Below are 26,030 nucleotides of genomic sequence, written 5' to 3'. Positions count from 1 at the left end.
GTCATCCGCAAACCCACGCACCAAATGACGCGTCAGCGGCTTCGTTCAATCCCTCGCGATTCAAACTGAACGTCCGACGCTCTAGACGGCGCCTTTCCGAAATGCGAATGCGCCTCGCAGCCGGCATTGCCGCAACAGCGGTGCCGTGCAACATCGGCGGCTTGGAAGGAACCCCGGTGCTGTCTCGCCTGATCGCCGGCCTGCTGCTCGCCTGCGGATTGACCCACAGATCATGTATTCGCTTGCGCAGGCGTCGTGGGGCTACCCAGTTGCCTTTTCCGCGAGGCGGCGGTTGGACTCAAACATCTTCTGCGGCATCCGCCGAAAGCTCCTGATCATGACGTTCGCGCGGAAGAGGTTTGCCGGATTGGCCGCGAGGCTGGTGCAAGGCGATATATCCCAGACACCAGGGCGCGGACGAGCGGCTTGCGTACCGGCGTCTCGATGAAGCGCCAGACGATAAAAGAGGCAAGGAGGACCCCGGCCAACACGACGAAGAATGCGGCGTTCTTGCCGACATGAGGCGCCAGCGCGTTAAGCGAAATGTAGCCGATATACTGGTGCAAAAGATACAGCGGATAAGTCAACCCTCCGAGCATCATGATAGCCTTGGATGGAGCAATCACGGAGCGGAGCAATATCGCGCCAGCGAAGACTCCGTAGACCACCATGTTGGCGGTGAAGAGAGCAGGATACGAAATGGCTGCGCCAAAGTGCTCCTGCATCCAGTTATGAGAGAACATTGCGGTCTGGCAAGACACCAGGAACGCGACGGCAAGAAACAGGAACGCAGCCGGTGAACGGCCCCTTGCAACGATGTCTTCCGCGAGGATGCCCGCGGCAAACAAAGGCGCATAGTTTGTAATGAAGACAATGCGTATCACCGGGTTCCCAAAGAAGAACTCGTTGGTTGCCGAAATTGCGAGCCAGATGGCCGCGATGGGTATTTTCCAGCGCTGAAAGGCGCCGGCAAAGATCAGCACTGCAACCCAGCCGTAAAACAGGATCTCGAGCATGATCGACCAGTAGACGCCATCCATGGACGGCCTGCCGAAGAGGCGGGCGAACATGGAAAGATTGGCTACATAGGTTGGAACATCGGTCGGAAAACGCTGATCTTTGGCGACGACGAGAACAACAAACGTCGCGGTCATGCAGACGAGGAATCCGGGATAAAGCCGGGCGAAGCGGGCGACCGCGAATTCCTGCCAGGTTCGACCTTCGGCCGACCACGCGATGACGAAACCGCTGATCAGGAAAAACAGATTGACGCCGAGATAGCCGTAGATGGCGTAAGGTGCTGCGGCAGGATATTCCACGTCGAGATTGCCCGCGATCGCGCCGCCAAAAAGATAGTGAAAGAGCACGACCGCGAGGGCTGCAGCCAGGCGCAGCAGGTCGAGTGATGCCATGCGCGCCGGAATGGCCTTGCCTGCCGGTTCCACAGCTACCTCCCACAGCCGTTTCAGCTTTTGACACCCATCAGCGGCCTGATCCGCAATACCAGTGCTAACGCGAAGACTGCAAACCGGCGGCAGGTCAAGCCTTTACCTTCTCAAGTACGAACAGCTGCTCGCAGGACAGGAACCGCAGGACGCTAAAAGAGCGTACCAGCTTGAGCCCCGCCGCCGCGAAATCCTGTCGTGCAACGGTGAGATTGACGGGATGAGGCGCCGACATCCTTCCGGTGATCATCTTCCGCAGCCTTAGCCGTATTCTCTGGAGGCGGGTGCCAAGGCCGTAGGATACGATCAGGCGACGGCTGGCAACGCGCGCGAGCTCAATGATAATGTCGCGCCTGAGATGTGGCGGGATAAGGTGAATGAGGCGAAGGCAGACCACCGTGTCAAAGCTTTCGTCGGCGAACGGCAGCTGCGTCACGTCACATCGGATGAATCCCCGAAATCCGGATTGACCTTCATATGCTGATTTAGCCAAGGCCATCATTTCCATTGAAATGTCTGCAGCCAGCACCCGACAATTATGCTGGCCCAGCACGCCGGCCAGCTTCCCGGTTCCGCATGGGATATCGAGCACCTGAGATGGAGGCGGGCTGCACCTCTCCAGCGCCTTGGCGACGCAGCGTTGCTCCCGTCGCGCAATGACGTATGACGCAACGGTGGACAGCTTCAACCGGCCTGCATAGCCGTTCAGGTACCAGCTCGCAAAACCCGGATCTTGATATCTCTGTTTTGTCGGGAGCTCATAGGCCGCGACTGCCGCGACCTTGGCGTTGTAATTGGCAGGTATAGCCGTATTTGCCGCTGCCGTCTGATGTGGCTCGAGGTTCTCGCTCATATGCCTGCTTTCATACGATTTCTCCTGCAGATGAGATCGAAGATTTTTGTCCGACACGTTCATTGGATAGCCGACCAAGCTGCCCTATTGGCGATAGAGGGGATAAACGGCCAGTTGGCTGCGTCCATCACAGAGAAGGTTTCCAGAAGGCTGGGTGTCTCGCATCCCTCGAACGGATGAGACATGCCGAACTCATGACTGCCGCGCCCTCGCGGAAGTGTGCTGGGGAATAGGGCTACTGCACACCCCTTTCGGAGACGGAACGGTAAACGGACGGTAGGCAATCCGGAAGGATAGTGACCGAAACGCACTCCTTCCGTTCACGATTTTGGCGTCCGTCGATATCCTAACGTGACCACACCGTCATTCATACGGATGGCGCGGATTCCTGGCTCGTCGGCTAGACATCCCAGGAAGAGATGGGCGTTCGCTTCAGCAAATGGACATGACGTCACTGCCAGTAGGCTTCCCTCAGTCTGGATTGAAAGATGATCTTGGAGCTATTTGGGCCGTCCGGTGCTGGTAAGACGACGTTAGCGTCCGAGCTGGTGCACGTTTTGCGAGCTCAGGGCTACTGTGTTGTTTTGCAGACCGGTGACCGCCGACATCCGGTTAGAAGGGCCGCCTTCAAACTGGTCTCCGGCTTGCATTCAAAGTGGATCGGACAGCGTTCTCTCGGTGCAGAAGTGCTTAAGATTCTTCCACCCAAGAATGAGCTGTGGGCGGCTCGCCTGAACTGGCATCTTGAAGCTCTTCTTCAAGCTTGGCGCGCGGCAATAGCGTCCAATGACACGATCTCAATTTTTGACCAGGGTATGGTGCAATTCGTATGTTCACTGGTTTTGTTCAGCGGCATAACGGATCGTGAAAGGGTGTCGCGCGCGCTCGAGCTTCTACCCAAACCGGATCTGCTTGTCCGATTGCAGGCGCCAAGGGAAATTCTAGAGGTCCGTCTGAAGGAACGCCGGCGTAACCTCGGTATCATTCAGAAGTTCCTCGAAGTCGATCTGCAGAGCAGTCTTGATCATATTGACCACGTTAATCTCATTGGGGAACAACTTGGATCGTTTCCCGTGCCAACAACTTGCGTCGAAAGTTTAGATTCGAACGGGCTCACAGCCGCCACAGAAATGATAGCGCGTGGAGTAGTCGACAAGTTCGGCGCGACGCGGGCGAAATTTAAAAGAGTTGAAGCTTAGAGAGATGCGGTTTTGAAGCGTCGACAAGAGATATCCAATAATATGGAAAATCGAATTATTGAAAAGGAACCGCGCGAGTTGACATGACATGCGCTTTTCTCGCTACCAGACTGCCTTGGCGTTGACGTTAGCTGCTGTCAGCGCGATATCCATAGTTATCCACGGGGCGGTGAGTGGAGAGGACGTCGCATCGACAAAGTTCGTCGCGCCGGTAGCCATGGACCTGCCGGATTACCTGCACGCCGCGAAGGATGCGGCATTTGGCACAACTTTCACCCGAATAACCAAACCCGGAATCCTCGGCGCCGGCATCGCATGCGGGAGCAAATATTGCAGCCACCGCTATTCGAGCGCCCAGGCCTGGAATTCGGATCAGAGCCTTCTTGTCATCAGCAACGGCTGCGGCGGCTTATGCTTCCTGGATGGGCGCACCTACGCCCCGCTTTTTCGCCGTGATCGATCGACCGAATGCGAATGGCATCCTCACGATCCCGACCTGATGATCTGCGTCGGTGGTCGGAAAATCTCGACCTGGGCGCCACGCACCAATCATGAGGAGGTCCTGTTTGTTTCGGCTGACAGTAGCAATCTCCAGTTCGGGCCATACAAAGGTAATCCAAGCCGTGATGGCAGCCGTATTGCCGTACGCGCGGTTCGCCGGGACGGCAAAGCGGTCGTCTTTGCCTACGATCTCAGACAGCGGCGGAAATTTCCGGAAATCGATCTCGCACAGCTTGTCGGAGCCAACGGCGCCTGCTCAATCTCGCCGCTGGGCGTCAACATCTTATGCATTCAGAACCTGAAAGACGACACTGAACAGACGTTCATCTTTTCTGTTGACGGCGTTCTGCGCCAGAAATGGACTGAGCATCATCGGCCTGGCCATGGCGACATGACCGTCGATGCCGACGGCAGCGAAATCTATGTGGGGATCAGTAAGTCCGATCCAGACATATACCAGGTGATCAAGCGAAGGCTGTCAGATGGGAAAGTCACCTCGCTCATGAGATATGGTGAAGCACAGCATGCATCGCTCAGGTCGCTGGACAGGCCCGGTTGGGTGTTCCTTACCTATTCGGGCAATCCGGACGAAGTATCGAAATATCCGGCTTGGGCGCCGTATGCGCGGGAAGTCATCGCGTTGCGCATCGACGGCAGCGGAGAGGTCCGGCGCATTGTGCAGACGAAGAACGTTCCATTCGACTACTGGAGTGAGACCCACGCCTCGCCGTCCCCGGACGGTTCACAGGTGATCTGGTCAAGCAATTGGGGAGTACCCGGCGGGCCGGTTTACGATTTCGTCGCCCGTATTGACTGGCCGGAAGGATCAGACACCGGCTCGAGAGCATTAGCCGCGAGCGGTCTTCAATAACGAAACCTTCCGGTCGCCTATGGCGATATCGCCGATCGTGCTTGCTCCATTCACGCTTTTAACGCCTCACGTTCAACTTCGCCGCCATACGGCTCCGTTCGATGTCGATTCATTCAAACGGACGACGACAGTGGCCAAGCCTGCACCTAGCGTGATTGTGCAGTTTGCAAGGCTTATGAGCCTTGCCGGAATCCTACGAATTACAGCGATGACGTCGGGTGACGGCTTGTATCGCCAAGGGCGCTCGCGCCGGAGCACACTGTTGATGTCACGGCCGAGAAAGGAACAGCAGATGGATACGGATAAGCGAGCCGAAGAGAATGCCTCTTTCAACCCTGAGTTGTTAGAATGGTTGGTATGCCCAATGACCAAGGGCTCACTTGCCTGGGATTCGGATCGCGATGAACTCGTTTCGAAGAGCGCAGGACTTGCCTATCCGGTTCGCGACGGCATTCCAATCCTGCTAGCCTCGGAGGCACGGACGATCACCTCCCGCGTGGTCAAACTTCGCGCATCCAGACGATGATGGGAGCCGCGCTAAAGTAGGCGGCTTTCCGACGACAGCCAGCAATGACAGGAAAGTGTGCCGCGGAGCGCGAGCCGTTTGTCTGCGGACCACTCTGCGCTCGGCACCCGGGCAGTGCCGACCTCTTTGATGCAAGGCGCGGCGACCTGAACCGGCTGGGTACGGCGGCCCGCTGCCGGGACAGGGGTTTGCGTCATTTAAACAGACGAGGACAGTGGCAAGACCTGCCCCTACCGTGACCTGGGCGAGATGGGTAGCGAAACCAACACCATGAAAGCAAATTCAAGGGCCGGCCACTTCGCGCGATCGGGCTACAGCGAACGGTCAGGAGACGCAGGATGAATCCGCATCTGGTGTGTGTCGGAGGCGAGGATCATGCCCTGCGAATTCCGTTCTTGATGTCGCTGCGAGAGAAGGGATTCTGTGTTACTGCGGTGTCGAGCGGCGGTGAAGCCGCATTCCTGCGGCATGGCATTCCGCATCGCAGCTACGGTTTCGACCGATTTTCCAGCAGCAGCGGAGAATGGGCCGCCATCAGAACCATTCGAAAGCTGATGGCGGAACTCCGGCCGGACATTATCCAAAGCTTCGACACCAAGCCCAACCTGGTGACGCCACTTGCGGTGCGCGGAAGCGTTCCAGTCGTCCGCACTATCAACGGTCTGGGCTGGACGTTCTCGTCCCTGGAACCGCGCGCCCTTGCCCTGCGCCCAATCTTTTGCGGACTGCAATGGCTTTCGTCGTTATGGACGGCGGCTACGGTGTTCCAGAATCGGGACGATCAGGCATTCTTTGAACGCTACCGACTGATCGGACGCGGCAGCGGACGAGTGATCCGCAGTTCTGGAATCGACGTCGATGCGTTCGCCATGGCAAGGCATCTTGCCCCGTCGGCGATGAAAATGCGCGAAGAGCTTGGGCTCCAATCCGCCGAGATCGTAATTTTTGTCGGCCGGCTAACGCGCCAGAAAGGCATCCCGACACTCCTCAAGGCAGTCCCTCGCATCCTGTCGGAAAGGCCCAATGCCCGTTTCGTGCTTGTCGGCCCATTGGAATCCGAGGGCCCATTTGCAGTGGACAAGGCTGAGATCGATCGACATGTGCCGCATGTCATCGCCTTGGGTCCACGACGCGACGTTCCTGCCCTTCTTGGCATGGCCGATCTGTTCGCCTTTCCAACACAATACCGAGAAGGGATTCCGCGCGTCCTGCTGGAAGCAGGGCTCGCGGGATTGCCTATCGTCGCCTCGATGATGCCTGGTTGCAATGAGGTGGTCGAGGACGGATGGAACGGCCATCTCGTCCCCCCGCACGATGCGAACGGCCTTGCCTCTCGAATTATAGAGGTCCTGTCCGACCGCCGGAAAGGACGGACCATGGGCGCTCGCTCTGTCGAGCTCGTCCGGACGCAGTTCCCGCTGCCCTGGGTGGTCGAGCAATATTGCGATCTCTACGACAATGTCCTTAGTGCCAAATCCCAGGGCGGCTTCGCTCGACCGGCATCGCCGGTGTTGCTTGAAGAGCCTGCTGCAAACCGCGGATCGGGTGGAGCGCGCCGATGATCCGGGACGCGATCCTGGCCTGCGGCGTGGCCATGTCGTATGCGGCGCAGCTCTCAGTTCCGGGCTTGCCCTACGGTTATGGCGAATTGTTTCTCGCGCTTTGGATCATGCTGTCGATCGGGCGGGTGCTCGCCGGCGGTCACTTGGTAGTCAGGCCCGCCCTGATCCGTGTTGCGGGCTTCTGGCTGATCATCACGCTCGCTCTGGGTATTGGCACCATCGTTGGCTACCTGACTACGGTACTGTATCTGTCGGTGGTGATGCACGATGTGGTAGCCTACCTGCTGCTGATCTGCGTCACCTGCCTCGCCGCCGCGGAGCCCGACGCGGATCGCCGTCTGCGCAGTGCTGCCTGGTGGGTGGTCGCTATTGCGAATGCATGCTTTATTGTTCAGCTGGCACTTGGATGGGGTTGGATCCACCAATCCGGCGTCGATCCCTGGTACTGGGATCGCTTCCGAGGCTGGTCCGAGAACCCCAACCAGCTCGCGCTCTATTGCGCACTCCTTGGTCCGCTCGCCTTGCATCTTGCGACGACTACAAGCAAGCCGTGGGCGAGGTTGGCCGGGCTCAGCAGCCTTATCCTGACCATCTATGTCGGAAGGCTGACGAAGAGTGATACCTATCTTTACACGACGGTCCTGGTCGGCCTGATATTTCTTGGGCTGCGGGTTCGGACATGGCTCGCAGCCGGTGACGGCAAGGTCAGCCTGTCCCGGCAAGTTACCCTCCTGCTGATGATTGGCTTCCTTCCGTTGGCCATGTCGATGACGCCTTACATCGTCACGGAGGTGGGCAGCGTCGAACAGTTCGCCTTGAGTCTTACCAAAGACAAGGGCGGCGAAGCGACCGCCGAAACCGCTGCACTTCGAATCCATCTCTGGGGAGATGCATTGGGCAAGGGCCTAACGTCAGGATCCCTGGGCCTTGGTCCTGGCCCGCATCTGGAGCGCCCGCCCATTTCCTACAGCCAATTTCTGCCCCGGCCTTTCGAGGCTCACAACACGATTCTCGATCTGTACACTCAAGGTGGTTTGGTTGCGGTCCTGGCCCTGGCCTGGATTGTCGGCGCGGCGGCTTTATGCGCATGGCGTGCGAAGCTCGATGCCCTGTTCGTGCTGGTGGTGTCGATCGTCATCTTCGGAATGCCACATCTGATCATCCGCCATCCAATCGTGTGGTTTGCGCTTACCATTTGCCTTGTTGCCGGAACGCCGCGAACGATTTCGGCAACCTCTAGCGACCTGAGGTGATGGCATGTGTGGGATTACCGGAATTCTCCTTGCACCCGATGCCGCCAATATCAAGCCGCTCAGGGCGATTGGCCAGATGACGACGGCCCTTCGTCATCGTGGGCCTGATGGCGAAGGCTTCTGGATCAATCGCGAAGCCGGCATTGCCTTCGGCCACAGGCGTTTGGCTATAGTCGACCTATCGGAAGCAGGACGCCAGCCGATGCATTCGGCAAGTGGCCGATATGCCATTACCTTCAACGGCGAGATCTACAATTTCCGCGATCTGCGCCGCGAGCTTGAAGACGCTGGCCATCGGTTCCGTGGCGCCAGCGATACCGAAGTGATGCTGTGCGCAATCGAGAGCTGGGGTCTCGACACCGCACTCACCCGCCTCGCTGGCATGTTCGCATTTGGATTGTGGGATCTAAAGACCAGGACCCTCCATCTCGCCCGCGACCGAATGGGCAAGAAGCCGCTCTATGTTGCTGCAACGCGCGATGCGCTCGTTTTTGCCTCCGAGTTGAAGGCAATCCATCGTTTTCCAGGTTTCTGTCAGGAGCTCGATCTCGACGCGGCCGCGACAATGCTTTCGAAGGGATGGGTACCGGGTAACTGTTGCATCTGGCGAGGCGTGTTCAAGCTACCTCCGGGCTCGGTCCTGTCTGTGACAGCGGCGGATTTTGCCGAGGCGCGCAGCGCCGCATCCCTTTCGCAACGCGCCCGACACTGGTGGTCGCTGCCTGAAGTCGCCGCGAACGGTCGACAGAATCTAATCGCCGGTACCGACGAAGAACTGACCGATGGACTCGACGACCTGCTTCGACTTGCCGTCCGGGAACGCATGATAGCCGATGTGCCGCTGGGTGCCTTTCTGTCTGGTGGCCTCGACAGCTCCACGGTTGTGGCGCTGATGCAGGCCCAATCGCCAAAACCGGTGCGCACATTCACGATCGCTTTCGGAGAAGGCGGGTTTGATGAGGCTCCCCACGCGGCGGAGGTCGCGCGGCACCTGGGCACCGATCATACTGAACTCCACCTTTCAGCAGCCGCTGCGCGTGAAGTCATTCCGGAACTGCCGCGGATCTGGGATGAGCCGTTCGCCGATGAATCGCAGATACCGACTTTGCTCGTGGCGCGGCTCGCTCGCCAGCACGTTACGGTGGCCCTATCAGGCGACGGTGGCGATGAATGCTTCGCCGGTTACGCCCGTCATTTCATGGCTGCGCGGTTGAAACGACAGCATGCGCTGCCGTCGCCGCTGCGTCACGCGCTTGCTGCAGGGGTCGGATTGCTGGCCCGTGCAGCGCGTCACGATTTCGTCGGCAAGCTGCCGCTTTCGGCGAGTGGACGGCACGCGCTGCGGAGCGACCGGCTGCATCGCCTCGCTCGGCTGCTCGCTGCGCCAGATGAGGACGAATTGCATCGACGGCTGACCGGAGCATCGACCGGGAGCCTCGCACTCCACACGCCGCCCACATCAATTCAAGGGTCCCCCCGGCTTGATGGCCTGCTGTCCCGTCTCTTGTACGACGACATGGCCGGTTACCTGCCCGACGATATATTGGTGAAGTTGGACCGCGCCAGCATGGCCAATAGCCTCGAAGGCCGGTGCCCGCTTCTCGACCATCGGGTTGTCGAATTCGCCTGGCGGCTGCCGGCACATGCGAAGGTCCGCAATGGCAAAGGCAAGTGGCTTCTTCGTCAGCTGCTTAGCCGCTATGTTCCGCAACGGCTGATCGACCGGCCGAAGCAGGGTTTCGATGTTCCCATAGCAGTCTGGCTGAGCGGCCCGTTGCGCATCTGGGCCAGCGATCTAGTCGCCGATATACGCCTCTCCGGAGATGGGATCTTCGACTTTGCGAAGGTCGAAACCTGCTGGCGCGACCATCTTGACGGAAGACAGGATCATTCTCGCGATTTGTGGCCCGCGTTGATGTTCCAGGCCTGGCGCAACGAGGCCGGGCGGTCCGCCGGGCCGGCAACGGGCATGTCCACAGCGCTCGAACTGACAGGAGTATGAGATGGAAGGTTCCATAGTCAGCCGAATTCACCTTCCGCACGCCACTGAAATGCACGTGCCGACGCGCGAGATCAATCCGCGCATGAGGCCATTCCTGCGCGAACAGGTCGACGCGCAGACCCCCTTCCATCAACTCCTCATTACCATCGCGAGGAGAAAATGGTTCCTGCTTGCAATGGTGATTTTGGGCGGAGTGTTGGCTGGGCTTGCGGGTTTTGTGCGTCCTGTCCTGTTCGAGGCGACCGCACAGGTGATTGTCGATGCTCCTGGCAGGAACGCGGCTCCCGGAGGTGCGGATTCCGCTCAGGAGATGCTGGATGCGAGCATTGATGACCACTTAACCATGCTCTCTTCGCAGGGGCATCTGCGTCGCCTGGTGGCAGCCCTACGCGAGACAAAGATCGGCAACATTGCTGAGCAAGGTGATGTCGGAAATTCCCGCGCCGCCCCGGTAGGCGGCAACCTGCAGAACATACGCACCTTTGCAGCTGGTCTGCTAGAAAGGATTTGGCCGCAGGGCGGGCCGGAGGCGGCCGATGCAGCCGAACTCAAGGCATTGCGGAAGGGCATGAGGGTTGGACAGGAACTGAGATCAAGGGTGATCACCGTCGGCTTCACCGACGACGATCCGGCGCGAGCCGCCCTGGTGGCCAATACGTTCGTCCAAGTATACATCGACGATCTCGCACAGAAGCGCAGGGCGTCAGACAGGCTGGAACTCGCCTCGATCGTCGCCAGCCTGCCGGTCGTACAAAGCGACCTGGCGAAAGCGACCGACCGCCTGGAAAAGTATCGACTGAGCCATGGCGCGGTCGATCAAGGTGCGGCGGATAACGCTGCCAAGGAGACAGCCGAACTTAGTCAGCAGATATCCTTGTCGAAAGCGGATCTCTCAGCGACGGAATCTCGCCTTCAGCACATCGAGGCTTTGCGAGAGGAAGGAGCATCGGTGGCGGCGCTCGCCGAAGCGATCGGGTCTCCGGTATTGGCCGACATGGCGGCCCGCCAAGCCAACGACAATGCGGATGCGGGCCTTAGCACTGCGATCAACGGCGAGATCGAACAAGGCACTGCTCGCATTGCGGCGGAGGGGAACATCTACCGTGCCCAGATCGCTGCTCTGGAGGGCCGTAAGAATGTGCTCGATGCGGTGGTGGCCGACACAGCCGGCCGGCTTTCCGGCTTGCGTGCGCTCGAGCCGCAGGTCAGCATCCTGACGCAGCGATACAACCAGCTTCTCACCCAACAACAGGATCTGGTGCAGCGCATCGCAACTCCCTTGCCCGGGGTCTCGATCCTTTCAGCGGCATGGCCGCCAACGAATCCAAAAACCCTGCCGCCCATCTTTCTTATTCCGCCCGGCATGATCGTGTTTGGCCTCATTGGCGGGGTCTTCGTCTTGGTCCGCAGCCGTCTCAATCAGACCTTGCGCGGCGGGGCCGAAGCTGAAGCCGCGCTCGGGGTTCCGTGCCTGGGGCTGATACCGGAAGCGCCCACGATACACGCGAAACGACTACAGCAGCTGGTTCTCGGCCAGCAAAACTGCAGCTACAGCCGAGCCGTCACTTCTCTCCTTGTCACCGTGGCTCTCAACAAAGCGAGAGGCCGTGCGTCGCACGTCATCCTCGTCACGTCCAGCGTCCGGCATGATGGCAAGACCGAGCTCGCATGGAGCCTCGCCTTGGCAGCTACCCGACTTGGGGGACGAGTGCTTTTTCTCGATCTTGACGGCACGGGCGCCCGCCTCACGAACGAGTTTCTGAACGAATTCGGTGCGTTCAAGCCACATAAATCCTTTGGAGACTATATGAGCGACCGTTGTCCGCTGCACGACGCGGTCACGGGAATGCCTGAAATTGGAATCGACTTCATGGCACTCGCACCATCAGAGGATCTGCTGCCGCAACTGTCCATGATCGACGGGTCCCTGGTCACAGATGAGCTGCGCTCGATGTACAGCATCGTCATCATAAATGGACCGCTGGGGCTTGGAGGACCTGAGGCCAGGCTACTGACGGGCTGGGCTGACGCGGTTCTTTTCGCTGTTCGCTGGGCCAGGACGCGTCGCAGCATCGCGCGTGGTGTTCTGCAGTTGCTGACGGAGGACGAGACGGCTCAGGTCCCCGTAGGCAGCGTTCTCACGCAGGTCAATCTTAGGAAACACGCCGGCTACCGGTTTGGGGACAGCGCGGATCTCTTGCTCGAGAGAACATCATGAATGTCACATGCGGGATTCCGCGTAACGACCGCCACGGCATTCGACCTGTCGAGCGGAAGATAATATCGACGATCTCGCAGTCCGGAGCAGGGTCCGCGGCCAAAGGCGATCAAGGCGATGAAATGCGCGACGCCGGCGCAAAAGACATCGACGATTTCAGCGATCCGAAGCTCGCCCGCTTCCCTGCGGCCTCCGTTGCTCCAACGAATATGGTTTTGCCGCACAAGGAGGACACGGGCCGGGGTCTCGGCTATGCCAGCATCTTCGCTCTTTTGGTCTATATCGGGGGTGCGGGCTTGACCAGCTTGGCGCAGTTATTGATTGCGCGCATCGTTGGCTCCACCAGCTATGGCATCTACTCCTATGTTCTGGCCTGGACCTCGGTGCTTGCCTATCTTGCAACGCTTGGTTTCCATGTATCCTTGTTGCGTTTCGTCTCCGCCTACAGTGCCAAAGGGCGGCTTGACCTGGTACACGGCGTAATCAGGTTTGCTCTGCAGAGGTCGCTGGCGGCGGCGACACTATTCGGCATCGTTGGCGCCGCCTTGATCTTTTTCTTTTCAGATCCTTCTCACAAGGAGCTTCAAATCAGCCAGCTGCTAGGCATGGCAGCAGTGCCTTTGGTCACCGCCTACGCTTTGGGCGCAACACTTGTTCGTGCTTTCGGCGGCGGTGTCTCGGCCCTCCTGCCGGAACGCATAGTGCGCGACGGCCTCTTGTTGACGTTGCTGGGAATGGCGGGCTTATCCGGATCATGGACCCCCAACGCACCCTTGGTGATGCAGGCGGTGCTGGCAAGTTCAGCCATCACGGTCGGCCTGGTGTTCGTCATGGCGACAAAATTTCAGCCGCCTGGCTTGCGGCAGGTTCAGCCAGGCGACGAGTCGCGGGAATGGTGGTCCGCGGTTCCGCCAATGATGCTCATGGCTGGGCTCGATGTTTTCATCAGCCGGGCCGGAGTCATGGTGCTGGGCTGGACGCATCACATTCGCGAAGCAGGCATTTTCGCATTGGGATTGAACGTCGCCTTGCTTGTGAGCCTTTCCCTGGTTGCCGTCTCTACGATGTTTGCGCCGACAGCGGCTGCCCTTCATGCCCGAGGCGATCGGCTGGCTCTGCAGCAGCTGTTTTCACGGGCCGCCCTACTTTCCTCTGGTGGGGCTCTAACGATGGCCATCCCGATGCTTGCGATTATTGAACCTCTGTTGAGCTGGTTCGGCGGGGATTTCAGTACCGCGGCACCCGTCGCGCGGATACTCATTCTCGGATATGTCTTTGTCGCGCTGTGCGGACCCCAGATGCTCCTCTTGATGATGACCGGAAACGAATGGGCGGCAGCCGCAACCATGATCGTCGGCGCTGCGGCCAGTATCATAGGCTGTGCCACAGGAATTGCGCTCTACGGCGCGCCGGGCGCCGCAGTGGGCCTCGCGCTTGCGTTGGCGATTTGGAATGTGGCGATGTCGATCTACATCAGCAAACGGCTGAAAATTATCCCTGGGCTGATCTTTGCGCTAACATCGTTCAGAACGCACGCAGTCGAAGGCCAGCGGCGACATTGGTTCCTGCGCTGATTTGAGACCGTCGCGCCCCGATACGCGACGGCATCAGCGTTCAGGAATTTCGAGTCCAGGGTTGTGTCGGATAGAGACTGGCGAGAGCGGCTTTGTGGCCGACGCGTTACGCGCCGAGTGGCAGATCATCGCCCGACAGGGCCCGCGGCCTACACGGTGGCCTCATTCACCAACGTCTGTTGCCGTATGCTGGCCGCGGCATCCGTTCCATGAAAGTCCCGGTACCATTCGACAAAGCGTCGCACTCCGTCCTCTAGCGGTGTTGCCGGGGCGAAGCCGACGGCCTGGCGAAGATCGCTGACGTCGGCACGCGTCTCCAGAACGTCGCCAGGCGGCAACGGCACATCCACGCGAACTGCCCGGCTGCCAAGAGCGGTCTCGATGATCGAAATCAGCCGGTTGATCTCCTCGGGCCGGTCGTTGCCGATATTGTAGACGCGATACGGCGCGGAACTTGTGGCAGGGTCGGCGGTGCAAGGGTCCCAATTCGGATCTGGCTGCGGCGGTGTAGCAAGTGCTCGAACCACGCCCTCAGCGATATCGTCGATATAGGTGAAATCTCGCCACACGCGGCCGGCATTGGCTACTTCAATTGGTTTGCTCTCGACGATCGCGCGCGTGAACAAGTAGACGGCCATGTCGGGCCTGCCCCAAGGGCCATAAACGGTGAAGAAGCGCAGTCCGGTCACGGGCAGGCCGAACAAATGGCTGTATGAATGCGCCATGAATTCGTTCGAACGCTTGGTGGCGGCGTAGAAGCTGACGGGATGATCGGCGCCGTGGTTTTCGGAAAACGGTATGGTTCGATTCAAGCCGTAGACGGAGCTCGAAGAGGCGTAGACGAGATGACTGACGCCATGATGCCGGCAGCCCTCAAGGACGTTGAGAAACGCCACTATATTCGATTGCACATAGGCGTGCGGGTCAACAAGTGAATGACGCACGCCGGCCTGAGCCGCGAGATGGACAAGGTGTGAGGGGCGAACGTTTGAAAACAGCAACTGAACGCGCGCGGCATCCGCCAGATCCATTCGTACCGGCGTGAATTTCGCCTCGCTACAGAGGCGTGCAAACCGCGCTTCCTTGAGCCGCAGATCGTAATAGGGCGTGAAATTGTCGACGCCCACGACTTTGACACCAAGACGCAAAAGCCGTGAGGCCACGTGAAAACCAATGAAGCCCGCGGCGCCGGTGACGACGATCGGTCCTGTCCGTGCAAGTTTCTTCACCGCGCGGTCCGAACGGGATCGAGCGATTTCCATCTTCTCCGCTGCGGCAAGGACAGAATCGCTGCATAGATCGTTGTCCACTTGTCGCCTTTCGAATCCGTTCGACAGTACCGAATAGCCGGTCCGGGATTGCGGCTTTCGATATTTACGCTGGCGCATCGAACCTAGTGGAGTGCGCAATGCGGTGCACGACCTGCCAAGTCATGACACGCCAACTTGCGTAGTTTGAATCCCGGGCGGATGCCGACGTCTGGCGATTGGATCTAAGTGGCCGGCCTTACGGCAGGACCGAAATACGCCCAAGAAGAGCCACCAGTTCCGCCTGGCGTTTTGTTTCGGTCTTGGCGAACAGCGAGGCAAGCTGGGAACGGATCGTGGTGCGGCTGAGACGCCAGCTGCGAGCGATCTCCAAAGGTGCGTCGCCCTGGGCCAAGCGCAAGGCGAGGTGCGTTTCTGCGCTCGTCAAGCCAAACATTCTTTGCAGCGTCCGAGGATTTGGCCCCGACCTGTTGTCGCGATCCAGCAGCGCCACAATGCTCGTTCCGTCGGGAGCGATAACGCCGTTCTCGTTCAGTATCACCGGTCGGTCGCCCCTGCTGCGGATCACCACCCAAGACAACGAGCCCGGCAGGAATTGGCCCGGAACATTCGCGATCAGCCGCCTTAGGGCGGCCGTAAGTCCGCTCGCCGTGTCGGCCGCTTCGCCCTGGCGCTCAAGCGTGGTTTGGGCGGCTGCGTTCCACTCGACTACTTTTCTTTCGCGATTCAGCACGAGATAGCCACAGCCAATGCGATCAAGCACGCCGGTTATGGATTCCAGACTGCGGCCTTTTGGTTCGCCGAACCTTGCGTCCAATGGATCCGATGCGCGATCGGGAAGGTGACCAGAAGAGGGCCGCGTATTCCGCGCTTCAAAATTATGCTTGGTCCTCGTAACAATGTACCGATTGCTCGAAGCATCGACCTGTCTATCGATCAGATTCATTTTCTACCCCTAACCCAAAGTTTCACACGCCCGAAATAAATATTCGGGATTCATGTAGTCTTCTATGTGTAGCTGGATTCTAGTCTTCTATGCGCTGACGGATAATACGTTCATCACCACCTTGAAAACTTAATATGATCCGACAGTTCTAAGGCAGCTCTTAGGCCCCGCTGCGTCCGATAAAATGCGCGCTATGATAGCGGTATGGCAATCCGGCAGTGGTACTAAGCTGTACGTTTTTTGCTCTAGTCTCGACGGGCTAGTCAGAAGGTTGTAGTCTATGTCCATGAGCTCGCAGTCGCGCAGGTCGAATTCGAACCCGTCGGGCAGATTGCTAACTCATATTGCCTCTGCATCGGTGTTAGCTGCCACACTGATATTTGAAATAAAATCGTCAGCCTATATTGGGCAAGGCGCCAGTTTTCTGGAATTTATTCCGGCTATTATTATTATCGCCTATCTCGAAGACCGCGTACCGGCGCTCGCTGCGACCATTCTGATGGTGGCTGTCGGGCTGTGGGCACGAGGACACGATCAGATTTCAAGTGGAGATTGGGCACGCGCAATCCTGCTTCTGGTTTCGGGTGGCGTGATTGCCATGACCTTCCATCGTCTGCGGCAGGACTTGCGTGAGTTGCTGGAAGTCGCGGAGGCCAGGCTCGCTGCCGTCGAGGCGACCGAAAGCCGCTATCGTTGGGCCTTCGAACGTGCTGCCATGGGATTCGCGAACACCAACAAGAAAGGTGAGTTGCTGCAGTCCAACAGACGCCTTTGTGAGATGACCGGGTACAAGGAGGAGGAGCTTGCCCAATTGCAGCTCGATACGCTCGCCCATCCGAACGACCGGGATACCTTGGCGCAATTGCTGGCGAGGCTGGGCAATGACATTTCTTCGTTCGTTTCGGAGGTGCGTCTGTCACGAAAGGACGGTACGGCATTCTGGGCCAGGCTAACGCTTTCTTCGTCCGTGCCCGAGGGTGGCCTCTCGGAGAGCATCTTCGTGGTGGTCGACGATATTTCGGAACGACGCGCTGTTCACGAAGCGCTTCGGGCCCAGAAGGAATGGCTGGACCTCGCTCTGTCTGCTGGACGCTTGGCCACGTGGCGCATAGACCTTAAAGGCGGGATAGTCACGGGCTCGGACACGTTCTGGGACATTCTCGGCCTGGCCCAGGCCAATAGCCGCAGTTTGGAGGAGCTGTCAGCTGTCGTTCATCCGGCGGACTGGCCAAAGCTGGCGGCATCGAGAAAGGCCGCACCATCGGTCACGAATTACGATGTTGAGATACGCGTCCGCCGACCGGACGGACATATCCGCTGGGTTGCGCTGCGCGGAAGGGAGGAAAGACATGATGATGGTGGACAGCGGCTTGGAGTGGCTGCCGACCTGAGCGAGAGACGACAAACCACGCTGCTGCGCGCCGCGGCAAAGAAGCGGGAGCGCATCATGCTCGAACAGCGTCACAGATTCGGCAACGTTTTCGCGGTGATCACGGCGCTCGTGAAAATGGTCGATGTTCCCGGAAACAATGTCGCCAAATACAAGGAAATGCTGATCGACCGGATACGCGCGCTCGAGGCAACCCATCTGCTTCTTTCACGCAACGGCAGCGTATCGGGGGCGATAAACGATCTCGTTGCGCAAGAATTGCACCCATATATTGGAACACGTGCGATATCGGTCACCGGTCCTTCCGTGGCGATGTCGGGAGGCGCCGCCGAGAGTTTTGCAATGATCGTTCACGAGCTTGCCACCAATTCCATGAAATATGGAGCGCTTGCCGATCCAAAAGGCCGGATCGACGTAAGCTGGACGTTCGCACCTGAAGAAACAGGCAGTGATATCGTGTTCGAGTGGGTGGAATCGGGGCGGCGTAGGACCTCAAGCGTAGTCCGTCATGGCTTCGGTTCCATGATAATCGGAGTGGATGGAGCGCCGCTTGTCGGTCACTCTCCCAGGCTGGAAATATCGGACCAAGGGTTGCGGTATTCGCTGCGGCTGTCACGCAAGGAAATCGGATTTTAGTGCAGTACTCCAATCGGAAAGCAGATATCTAAAGGCGGATCGCGCTGAGCGGCCTTTGAGATGCGAAGGGTTCCTTCCAAGAATGTCGTCGGCCCAAAGCTGCGCCGCGGCTTTGGGATATGCAGTAAAATACATGAGGAGTCTTGGGACGCCGTTTGCACGTCCAAAAGGACGCGCGGCGCTCTAGCTGGCATGTCTCGAAAGCCAAGTCTTCAGCATAACGGCAGCCTCGGTCCGATTGCGTACCCCCAATTCACGCAGAACCGCAGCAGCGTGGATTTTCGTGGTCGCCTCTGCGATTTCCAGATCGCGCGCAATTTCCTTGTTTGAATAGCCTTCCGCCATCAGCTTGAGGACTTCCTTTTGCCTCGAGGTCAGCCTGCCAAGGTTGACGCCAGCGGTACGCCTCTGTGGGCCTTTGTCGTCGGAATGGGTATGCGCGTGGGTTGTTTGCGTCGCTCCCGGGCGTGACAGAAGTGCAGGAACATAGATGCGGCCGGAGAGGATTTCATTGACGGCCAAAACAACCTCTTCGTCCGTCTGCGATTTTACGATGTAGCCGTGAAGCCCGATCGACAGAGCCGTGAGTATTTCCGAGCGTGAATCGTTTCCGGAAACGATCGCAAATCGCGTGTCCGGATAGGCAGACAGGATCCCGCCGAGCACTTCTTGATTGAACAGGCCCGGCATATTCAGATCCAGGATCGCAAGATCCACGAACGACTGCTCTGCCAGCAAACTGAGCACCGCGTCGAAACAAGACGCTTCAAAGATCTCCACACCTGGAATGCCTGCGGTCAGTGCCAATCGCAAGCCGCGACGATACAAGCCGTGATCGTCGGCGATGACGATTCGATACATTGAACTACCCCAACGCCAATCTGAATGGATTGAACGGTAATGGCCTGAAAGTCGTGGCCATCCACTCGTCGATTCATCCAGCCGACGCTGCGGCACCCCCAACACCGCAAACGCCAGATTTCTAATATAATCTTAAATGACGGGAAACGCTCCTCTTTTTTTGCCCCTTGTGAGCGAAACCCGCCGAACGTCGTCGAACATACGTTCTGACCTTTTGGACGGCTGACAGACCGGCCGGCCGTTCAGCAGTGCTATAGGTCTAAAGATATAGAACAGCAAAACGGCTGAATTGTTACCATTCGAATGCACGACGACATCCACCCTGACGGCCACATACCATCCAGATGCAATGTCCGGATCAGGGGACAGTGGAGAAATCTCACCGGTCTTCTACGGGAAATCTCACCGGTTCTTCTGAGGGGACAAGAACGCGTTTCCCGGGTGCTGACCAGGGCAGGATAGCCGGCCCGTGACGATAGCGTTCAGGCCGAATGAACAAGGGAGGACCAGGATGAAAGCGGTTATTCAATGTGGAGGAATGGGAACACGCCTCCGCCCCTTCACTTCGGTCTTGCCGAAGCCGCTCATGCCGATCGGCGCACGGCCGGTTCTCGAGATGCTTCTGAAATGGTTGCGACGCAACGGCATTCAGGAAGTTTATATTACAACCGGGTATCTCGGCCACTTGATCCGCACCGTGTGTGGAGATGGCTCGCAGTGGAACCTGAAAATTCGATATACGCAGGAGATGGAGCCGCTTGGCACCATCGGGCCACTGTCTTTGATCAGGGATGAACTGACGGAGCCATTCATCGTTCTCAATGGCGATGTCCTCACGGATCTAAGCCTCAGTCGATTTGTAGCAGCGCACCGTAAGCACACCGATCCAGTGACGATCGCAACAGCCTGTCGCCTGATCAAGATGGATTTCGGCGTCATCGACGAAGTCGACAATACCGTGCAGGTCTTTCGCGAGAAGCCGACGCTTTCGCATCTGGTCAGCATGGGAATTTACTGCATGAACCCGGATGTTCTGCAGTTTATCCCATCCGGCATACCCTTTGGGTTCGACGACCTGATGCTGCAGATGATGCAGAACGGCACAACCGTGCACGTGTACAAACATGAGGGTCTCTGGCTCGATATCGGGCGCGTCGACGATTTTCAGAACGCACAGACCATTTCCTGGGAAGACCAGTCGGCCTCGATCGAGGTCACTGCGACGGCTGCATGATGAAGTCACGAGCCCGGTTCCCACAGTTATCAGTCTAGGAGGTTGTGATGCTCTTGGTCAGTGCCCCGATCTTGGGTGTGCCGGAGAAGACTGCTTTGACCAAGGTCATCGACAGCGGCTGGCTGACCATGGGGGAGCAGGTACGAGCCTTCGAACAAGCTTTTGCCGACGTTCATGATGCGGAGGATTGCGTCGCGGTCAGTTCTTGCACCGCAGCGCTTCATCTCATTTTGCACGCACTTGGCATCGGACCGGGCGACGAGGTGCTGGTGCCATCCTTGACGTTCGTGGCGACCGCAAATGCGGTCCTCTATGTCGGTGCGACGCCGGTTTTCGTCGACATCGAATCAGCCGACGTGCCGCTGATGTCGATCGTGGAAGCCGAAGCGAAATGCACGGCCCGCACCAAGGCAATCATTCTCGTTCATTTCGCCGGCTACCTCGCCGATCGGGAACAATGGCAGAGGCTCGCCCGTGCCCGGGGGCTGCACATCGTCGAGGACGCGGCGCATGCGCCGGGCTTGAAGGAGGTGGGGACATTTGGTGCCGCAGCCGCCTTCAGCTTCTACGGCAACAAGAACATGACCACGGCGGAAGGCGGGGCTGTGATCGCCAGGGATGCCGGTCTGCTCGAGACAATCCGCCAGGCGCGTGGACATGGGATGACCACCGGGACACGTCAAAGGCTGAACAGCCGCACCCCTCAGTATGATGTCACCATGCTCGGATTCAACTATCGCATGGATGAATTGCGGGCTGCGATCGGACTGGTCCAGCTGCAAAATCTGCAGGAGTGGAATGAGATCAGGCGTATCCTGGTCATGCTGTATCGACGTCTCATAGCGAAGCATTGCCCGGCCGTGACCATCCCGTTCCACGAGCCGCGGACGTCGGCCTACCACATCATGCCTATCCTTTTGCCACGTTACGCCGACAGGCAAGACGTCATCGACGCACTGCGCGGGCAAGGGATACAAACCACTATCCACTACCCGCCGGTGCACCAGATGACGCTCTATCGTGAGCTCATTCCCGGTACTCACTTACCGCGCACTGAAGATTTCGCGCAGCGCGAACTGACTGTACCGCTGCATCCGCAGATCACCGCGCCATTGGTCGAATCGGTAGTCGTCGCTCTTGCCGCGGCGGTCAATAATTGCGCTCAGACAGGAACAGCCGCATGAATGCCCTGGACCTAGCCATTCACCGGTCTAACGTCTCGAGCGCCGCCCATGGGTCTGCGAGACGAGCAATCGATCTCGTCATTGCTGCAGCCGCGGCGATCGTCTTCGCCCCGCTGATGCTGCTGATTGCCGTGGCGCTGCTGCTGGAAGGCGGGCGGCCCATCTTCTTCACACAGACCCGCGTCGGGGCCGGTGCTCGCCCATTCCGCATGTACAAGTTCCGCAAGTTCAGCGTGCAATGCGACCCCGGTGGCTTGGCTCTGACCATGGCCGATGACAGCCGCATGACGCCAATAGGACGGTTCCTCGCCGTCACCAAGTTCGACGAACTGCCACAGCTTTGGAACGTCTTCAGAGGCGAGATGGCAATCATCGGGCCACGCCCGGAGAGCCTTGCCTTCGCCGATTGTTTTCGCGGGGGCTTCGAAGACGTTTTACAATACAAGCCAGGCTTGCTGGGTCCAGCCCAGGTTCTCTTCCGGCATGAAGCCCGTTTCTATCCGCGATCGGTGGACCCGCTACTGTTCTATCGCCAGGTTCTGTTTCCTGCCAAAGCCAGGCTCGACCTTTCCTATTATCCGCAGCGCACGATCGGCTCCGATGTTGTGTGGATGGTGCGCGGCTTGCTGGCGGTGCTTGGCGTGGTTTCGCCGCCGCCGATTGGACCTTGAGAGCAGGGGGGACATCCGCGCTCTCGTGGATTTGCAAAGTCAGTGCCTCACGTCATAGGGGGAACGCTTGGGTCATGGCATACAAGGGCAGGAAAGTTCTGGTTACGGGTGCCGACGGGTTCATCGGTTCTCATCTCACCGAAGCACTCGTCCGCAGCGGCGCCGACGTCACCGCGCTGGCACTCTACAATTCCTTCGACAGCCACGGCTGGCTGGACGATTTGCCTGACACCATACGACGCCAGTTGAATCTCGTCCGCGGCGATGTTCGCGACAGCGCGTTCCTTAACCGGATCGTGCGTGGCCAGGCGGTCGTGTTTCATCTCGCCGCACTGATAGCTATCCCGTATTCGTATGCCGCTGCCCAGTCCTATGTGGAGACCAACATCCTGGGCACGGTCAACGTTCTCGAAGCGGCGCGCCAATGGGAGACGGAGCGTGTAGTGCACACTTCGACAAGCGAGGTTTACGGCACCGCGCTGACAATGCCTATCAGCGAATCCCACCCGTTGCAGGGACAGTCACCATATTCGGCATCCAAGATCGGGGCGGACATGATGGCGGAGTCCTACGCCAGATCGTTCGACATCCCCGTGGTCATCATGCGGCCCTTCAATACGTACGGCCCGCGCCAGAGTGAGCGGGCCATCGTACCGACCATTATACGCCAGGCTCTCGACAAAAAATGCCCGGCGATCATGGTGGGAGACACAAGCCCGATCCGCGATCTTACTTTCGTGGAAGACACCGCGGCGGCGTTTTTGACCGCAGGTTCCGCCGAGCTCGAATTTGGCCATGCCTACAATGCCGGAAGCCAGCGCGCTGTGACGATCTCGGACATATTGGATCTGGTGATCGAGTTGAGTGGCTGCAAGAAACCAATCCACCGGGACGAGCGCCGCCTGCGGCCGCAGAATTCCGAGGTGCGTGCCTTGCTGGCCGATTCTTCGCTCCTCGAAAGCAAGACTGGATGGCGTGCCCAGACCAGCCTGCGCGAAGGATTGGAGCGGACCATCGGATGGTGGCAAGGGCGCCTCAGCGAAGGCCGGGTGCGACACGAAATGGGTTACATGACATGAGCTTTCGCCCGGGAGGATTGGCTCCGCTGTTGATTGCGGCCGCGGTATCGCCGGATTCGAGCCAGAAGGAGATTGTCGCCCATGGTCCTCGTTGATCGAATCCTTATTGTCGTGCTCGGCATGCTGGCTGCCATGGATATGGCTGCTGCAGCGGAACCGCGGGTCGCCTATCGACTTTCTGCCGGCGACACCGTCGAGATTGGAATTGCCTCCATCCCGGAGCGAACGCAACGTGCGGTGGTCCAGATGGACGGCACGATCGCGCTTCCCGAAGTCGGTATGGTTTCGGTGGGCGGCTTAACTCCGGCTGAACTGCAAACGCGCATGCAGACGATCTTGCCGACCAAGATATTCCACCAGCGTCTGCCTGATGGGCGGGAGCAAATGATCGTCATCAAGCCGACAGACGTGACCGCCGTGGTTGCGGAGTACAGGCCGATCTATGTGACCGGCGACGTGCTCACTCCCGGACAGCAGGCCTACCGCCCGCTGATGACCGTGCGGCAGGCGATTGCCGTGTCAGGCGGTTTCAGCCTTTTGCGGTCCCGGGCAAACCAGGTTGGCCCAGATCCGGTGGATCTGCGGCGCGATTACGAGTCGCTTTGGGGGGAATATACGAGAGATTATTTTCATAGCGCCCGCATCCGCGCCGAACTTCAGGACAAACCGACTTTCGACATGCGGCCACCACAAGGATCTCCCTTGCCGGCAAGTTTTGCGTCGGCGATCGCGCAGGCTGAAGCGGAAGGGCTGAAGCTCTCGTTGGACAACTTCCAGCAAGAGCAGGGCTTTCTGGATAAAAGCGGCAAGGATGCCGCCGCACAAACCGAGACCTTGCTCAAACGCGAGCAGGCCGAAGCGGATGGGGTGAAGGCGGACGAAGACGATCTGGCGCGCGTAAGGAAAGCGTTTGAGTCCGGAAATCTCACCAACAACCGGCTCGCCGACGTTCGGCGCGCTTTGGTTCTCTCTTCCAGCCGGGCACTCGAAACGTCGGTTGAGCTTATGAGAGCACGACGTCAGCAGGACGATTTTGCCAGACAGCACGAACGCAATGACAACCAAAGGCGGATGGGTCTGCTGATCGAGTTGAAGGATACCAACGTGCGCCTTGCCGACGTCAGCGCAAGGCTTCGCGCCGCCAGCCAAAAGTTGCAGCCCACGGGAGCTGCCGCACTGCCGTTGCCGGTTGCCGGCGAGAAGGTCCAGGCCGAGGTCACGATCATTCGCAAGGTCGGCGAAGAATGGCGAAAACAGCTTGCCCAAGAAGACACCGAGGTCATGCCGGGAGACACGATCGAGGTCAGATTCAGCAGCGCTCTCGAAAATGCGGCGACCCGATAGATCGGGCCGCGTTTCGCAACCGCTTTACTGCCTGAAGGCCCTGGAAAACTGGTCGGTAAGGGGCTTCATCAAGTAGGACCAGACACTGCGCTCGTCGGTTCTTATGTGGACTTCGGCGGGCATCCCCGGTTTGAGTATTTTCTCTCCTGTCAGGCACGTCGCTTCATTCTCGACGTCGATGCGCGCCGAAAAAAAGGAAAGCTGGCGTTGCTGATCCTTGATCAGATCCGCTGAGACGCGCTTGACCGAGCCTTCGCAAGCAGGTGTGGTGCCGGCGTCGAACGCTGGAAAGCGGATCGACACCTGCTGTCCGGGATGAATCTCATCGATACGCGACGGAGGAATGGAAGCGTCGACGACAAGGTTGTCGGAATCGGGCACAATCATCATGAGCACCTCTCCTGCGCCAATCACGCCTCCTACGGTATGGACCGAGGATTCTTGCACTGTGCCCGATTGCGGGGCACGAATGTCTGTCCTGCTGAGTTCGTCTTCGGCCACCACCTGGCGCTCGCTGAGCTCGGTCTGCTTGGCTTCCGTTTCGCGAAGTTCGTTGGTCACGTCGCTCCGCATTTGTTCGTCGAGCTGAAGCACCTGCAGGTCCGTTTCACTGATGTGAGCTTGTACCTCTGCTATCGCTGCGACAAGGCGTCCCGATTCGCCGCGAGCCCGGGTCTTGTCCAGGCTGACATTGCTCAACCTCTCCTTGGACACCAACTTCTTTGCGTAGAGAGATTCGACATCCGCAAGGTTCTTGGTCAGCAGATCCAGAGACTCGTCCGTTGCAGACTGCTGCGATTTGAGGCCATCGATCTGACGTTCCAGCTGCTTCGCGCGGCTTTGTAATTGTGCCTTCTGGCCAGCCAGCGCCGCAGCACGGCTTTCAAACAAGGCACGCTCGCCACTGACAAGTGCCACCACTTGCGGGTCGCCCATTTGAGCGCGAAGGTCGGGCGGGATCTGCATTTCCGGCAGACCCTGGCGCTCGGCCTCCAGTCGGGCCAGACGAATGGTGGCGCGATTGAGGTCCTCGGTGACTATCTGCAGGTTTGCTCGGGTCAATGTGTTGTCCAGCCTGACCAACACATCGCCGGCCTTCACATGATCGCCGTCCTGCGCGAAGATTCCGCCGATGGTGCCGCCGGTTTGATGCTGGACTTTTTTAATGTTGCTTTCGACCACCACGGTTGCGGGCGCAATCACCGCGCCGGCAATCTTGGTCAATCCCAACCAGAGCCCTCCGCCAAAGATCAACAGCAAGCTGGTTGCCAGGCCCAAGAGCAGATTGGCCCGGATGCCATCCGGCTCTGGCTTCGTCTCCAACGAACGGCTTTCGCCACCGGCCGCGACGTATGACGACACGGCAACAGCAGAGCGATACCTCGCATATGCCCGGCTGCACCTTTGTGCGGC

20 protein-coding genes are annotated in these 26,030 nt (G+C 58.8%); 14 read left to right on the top strand and 6 right to left on the bottom strand.

Annotated features, from left to right (window positions below):
- Window positions 1-335 precede the first annotated feature (335 nt).
- A complete protein-coding gene (locus NKJ20_RS19755) occupies window positions 336-1,445 on the bottom strand; it encodes an acyltransferase family protein (RefSeq protein WP_352746213.1) in 1,110 nt (369 codons plus the stop codon).
- Between the two features lie 94 nt (window positions 1,446-1,539).
- On the bottom strand, window positions 1,540-2,361 hold the full coding sequence (locus NKJ20_RS19750) for a class I SAM-dependent methyltransferase (protein WP_352449687.1): 822 nt from the start codon (window positions 2,359-2,361) through the stop codon (window positions 1,540-1,542).
- Between the two features lie 425 nt (window positions 2,362-2,786).
- Between NKJ20_RS19750 and NKJ20_RS19745 the strand changes: the two genes are divergently transcribed.
- From NKJ20_RS19745 to NKJ20_RS19710, 8 genes are all read left to right on the top strand, one after another.
- Window positions 2,787-3,497: an AAA family ATPase gene (locus NKJ20_RS19745; RefSeq protein WP_352449686.1), complete on the top strand. Its 711-nt coding sequence runs from the start codon at window positions 2,787-2,789 to the stop codon at window positions 3,495-3,497.
- Between the two features lie 88 nt (window positions 3,498-3,585).
- Window positions 3,586-4,869, top strand: a complete 1,284-nt coding sequence (locus tag NKJ20_RS19740; RefSeq protein ID WP_352449685.1) for a hypothetical protein — start codon at window positions 3,586-3,588, stop codon at window positions 4,867-4,869.
- A gap of 292 nt (window positions 4,870-5,161) precedes the next feature.
- Window positions 5,162-5,395 carry a Trm112 family protein gene (locus NKJ20_RS19735; protein ID WP_023675609.1) on the top strand — a complete coding sequence of 78 codons (234 nt, stop codon included), beginning with the start codon at window positions 5,162-5,164 and terminating at the stop codon, window positions 5,393-5,395.
- Window positions 5,396-5,733: 338 nt separating this feature from the next.
- The gene (locus NKJ20_RS19730) at window positions 5,734-6,957 is read left to right on the top strand and encodes a glycosyltransferase family 4 protein (protein ID WP_352746211.1); all 1,224 of its coding nucleotides are present in this window, start codon (window positions 5,734-5,736) and stop codon (window positions 6,955-6,957) included.
- Window positions 6,954-8,210: an O-antigen ligase family protein gene (locus tag NKJ20_RS19725; RefSeq protein WP_352587405.1), complete on the top strand. Its 1,257-nt coding sequence runs from the start codon at window positions 6,954-6,956 to the stop codon at window positions 8,208-8,210. Before NKJ20_RS19730 ends, NKJ20_RS19725 begins: the two co-directional genes overlap by 4 nt.
- A 4-nt stretch (window positions 8,211-8,214) precedes the next feature.
- Window positions 8,215-10,212, top strand: a complete 1,998-nt coding sequence (asnB, locus tag NKJ20_RS19720; protein ID WP_352449682.1) for an asparagine synthase (glutamine-hydrolyzing) — start codon at window positions 8,215-8,217, stop codon at window positions 10,210-10,212.
- 1 nt (window position 10,213) lies between these two features.
- Window positions 10,214-12,430 carry a GumC family protein gene (locus NKJ20_RS19715; RefSeq protein ID WP_352449681.1) on the top strand — a complete coding sequence of 739 codons (2,217 nt, stop codon included), beginning with the start codon at window positions 10,214-10,216 and terminating at the stop codon, window positions 12,428-12,430.
- Window positions 12,427-14,004: a lipopolysaccharide biosynthesis protein gene (locus tag NKJ20_RS19710; RefSeq protein WP_023675614.1), complete on the top strand. Its 1,578-nt coding sequence runs from the start codon at window positions 12,427-12,429 to the stop codon at window positions 14,002-14,004. The genes NKJ20_RS19715 and NKJ20_RS19710 overlap by 4 nt, the downstream gene beginning before the upstream one ends.
- A gap of 149 nt (window positions 14,005-14,153) precedes the next feature.
- On the opposite strand, the gene NKJ20_RS19705 is transcribed toward NKJ20_RS19710, so the two are convergent.
- Entirely contained in the window at window positions 14,154-15,266 is a 1,113-nt protein-coding gene (locus tag NKJ20_RS19705) for an NAD-dependent epimerase (protein WP_352449680.1), read from the bottom strand.
- Between the two features lie 244 nt (window positions 15,267-15,510).
- Window positions 15,511-16,218, bottom strand: coding sequence for a helix-turn-helix transcriptional regulator (locus NKJ20_RS19700; protein WP_352743528.1), 708 nt, complete (start codon window positions 16,216-16,218; stop codon window positions 15,511-15,513).
- A 280-nt stretch (window positions 16,219-16,498) separates the two neighbouring features.
- Here NKJ20_RS19700 and NKJ20_RS19695 point away from each other — a divergent pair, with 280 nt between their 5' ends.
- The gene (locus tag NKJ20_RS19695; RefSeq protein WP_352746206.1) at window positions 16,499-18,244 is read left to right on the top strand and encodes a PAS domain S-box protein; all 1,746 of its coding nucleotides are present in this window, start codon (window positions 16,499-16,501) and stop codon (window positions 18,242-18,244) included.
- 183 nt (window positions 18,245-18,427) lie between these two features.
- On the opposite strand, the gene NKJ20_RS19690 is transcribed toward NKJ20_RS19695, so the two are convergent.
- Window positions 18,428-19,105 (bottom strand): LuxR C-terminal-related transcriptional regulator, encoded by a 678-nt coding sequence (locus NKJ20_RS19690; RefSeq protein ID WP_023675618.1) that lies wholly within the window; start codon window positions 19,103-19,105, stop codon window positions 18,428-18,430.
- Between the two features lie 511 nt (window positions 19,106-19,616).
- On the opposite strand from NKJ20_RS19690, the gene NKJ20_RS19685 reads away from it, so the two are divergent.
- The 5 genes from NKJ20_RS19685 (at window position 19,617) to NKJ20_RS19665 (ending at window position 24,617) form a co-directional block, all read left to right on the top strand.
- Window positions 19,617-20,339 carry a nucleotidyltransferase family protein gene (locus NKJ20_RS19685; RefSeq protein WP_023675619.1) on the top strand — a complete coding sequence of 241 codons (723 nt, stop codon included), beginning with the start codon at window positions 19,617-19,619 and terminating at the stop codon, window positions 20,337-20,339.
- 47 nt (window positions 20,340-20,386) lie between these two features.
- Window positions 20,387-21,523 (top strand): DegT/DnrJ/EryC1/StrS family aminotransferase, encoded by a 1,137-nt coding sequence (locus NKJ20_RS19680; RefSeq protein WP_023675620.1) that lies wholly within the window; start codon window positions 20,387-20,389, stop codon window positions 21,521-21,523.
- Window positions 21,520-22,194 (top strand): sugar transferase, encoded by a 675-nt coding sequence (locus NKJ20_RS19675; protein ID WP_023675621.1) that lies wholly within the window; start codon window positions 21,520-21,522, stop codon window positions 22,192-22,194. Before NKJ20_RS19680 ends, NKJ20_RS19675 begins: the two co-directional genes overlap by 4 nt.
- 74 nt (window positions 22,195-22,268) lie before the next feature.
- Window positions 22,269-23,273, top strand: coding sequence for an SDR family NAD(P)-dependent oxidoreductase (locus NKJ20_RS19670; protein WP_023675622.1), 1,005 nt, complete (start codon window positions 22,269-22,271; stop codon window positions 23,271-23,273).
- 81 nt (window positions 23,274-23,354) lie between these two features.
- Complete coding sequence (locus NKJ20_RS19665) at window positions 23,355-24,617, top strand: polysaccharide biosynthesis/export family protein (protein ID WP_352746204.1); 1,263 nt, start codon at window positions 23,355-23,357, stop codon at window positions 24,615-24,617.
- Window positions 24,618-24,641: 24 nt separating this feature from the next.
- Here the strand turns inward: NKJ20_RS19665 and NKJ20_RS19660 are convergent, their stop codons facing one another.
- Window positions 24,642-25,940, bottom strand: coding sequence for an HlyD family type I secretion periplasmic adaptor subunit (locus NKJ20_RS19660; RefSeq protein ID WP_352746201.1), 1,299 nt, complete (start codon window positions 25,938-25,940; stop codon window positions 24,642-24,644).
- Window positions 25,941-26,030 lie beyond the last annotated feature (90 nt).

Source organism: Mesorhizobium sp. M0185 (genome assembly GCF_040322175.1).
Lineage (GTDB): Bacteria > Pseudomonadota > Alphaproteobacteria > Rhizobiales > Rhizobiaceae > Mesorhizobium.
This window is presented reverse-complemented; position numbering and strand designations above follow the sequence as displayed.